Source organism: Streptomyces sp. HNM0645 (genome assembly GCF_030056615.1).
Taxonomy (GTDB): Bacteria; Actinomycetota; Actinomycetes; order Streptomycetales; family Streptomycetaceae; genus Streptomyces; species Streptomyces marianii.
Window position 1 is genome coordinate 1 of record NZ_JASHLT010000122.1, and the last position, 1086, is coordinate 1086.

General features: G+C 65.5%; 1 protein-coding gene. It reads left to right on the forward strand.

Annotation, left to right across the window (positions count from 1 at the left end):
- The first annotated feature begins 37 nt into the window (after positions 1 to 37).
- Entirely contained in the window at positions 38 to 661 is a 624-nt protein-coding gene (locus tag QMZ92_RS35885; RefSeq protein ID WP_283302134.1) for an IS3 family transposase, read from the forward strand.
- Positions 662 to 1086 lie beyond the last annotated feature (425 nt).

Genomic DNA, 1086 nt, shown 5'->3' on the forward strand with positions numbered 1-1086 from the left:
CACCGTCCTTCACATCGCCTCCCGGTGCACCTACGGAGTGCCGCGCATCCATGCCGAACTGCGCAGGCTGGACCGGCGGGTCAACCGCAAGCGAGTGGAGCGGATCATGTGTGAGCGCGACATCACCGGGGTCACCCGGCGCAAGCGCCGGTCGCTGACCCGTCCGGCGAAGAAGGCGGTACCCGCTCCCGACCTGATCGGCCGCGACTTCACGGCCGCCGCCCCGGGGCAGAAACTGGTCGGTGACATCACCTGCATCCCCACCGACGAGGGCTGGCTCTATCTCGCGACCTGGCTGGACCTGGCGACCCGCGAGATCGTCGGCCACTCGATGGCCGACCACCACCGCGCATCCCTGGTGGTCGACGCACTGACGATGGCCGCCGGCCGCAGCAACCTCCAGCCCGGCTGCGTCGTGCACTCCGACCGTGGAGCGGAGTACACCGCTGACAAACTCCGCCGGGAAGTACGCCGGTTGGGGCTGCGGCAGAGCATGGGACGAACCGGCTCGTGCTACGGCAATGCCGCCGCCGAGAGCTTCTTCGCGCTGCTGAAAGCGGAGATCGGCCCCCGCCGCTGGCCCGACCGGATTACCGCCCGCGCTGAGATCTTCACCTTCATCGAGACCTTCTACAACCGCAAGCGNTCCCCGCACCGTTGAACTTCCCCTCCAGCGGCTCCGCAGCAGCGATCAGCCACTGGATCAACGTGCCCAGATCGTCACTTGACCCGATCGTGCTCTTGCCGAGATTCGCCAGGGTCGTCGACCCCATGTCGAACTTCACGCACCCGCCCCCGTATCAATCATGTCGTACACCAAGACAGTTCAGTCGTTCAGCGTCACGACGGTCCCGTGTGCACCAGCTGTCACAGCGTGTCGAACATACTCTCCCATGAGGCATTGCAGACGCAACGCGACCGGGACAGGTGGCGTGACCTAGATGAGTGAGTCCGATGTGTGTGCTGGTCGCAACCATGGCGAAGGGCGCCCGTTGGTCAGTGTGTGAAGACAAACCTGGACGCCCTTCTGGCGGCACTGTACGTGTTCATCGACGACCATGTGGCGCCTTGTCGCCGGATCGGGCG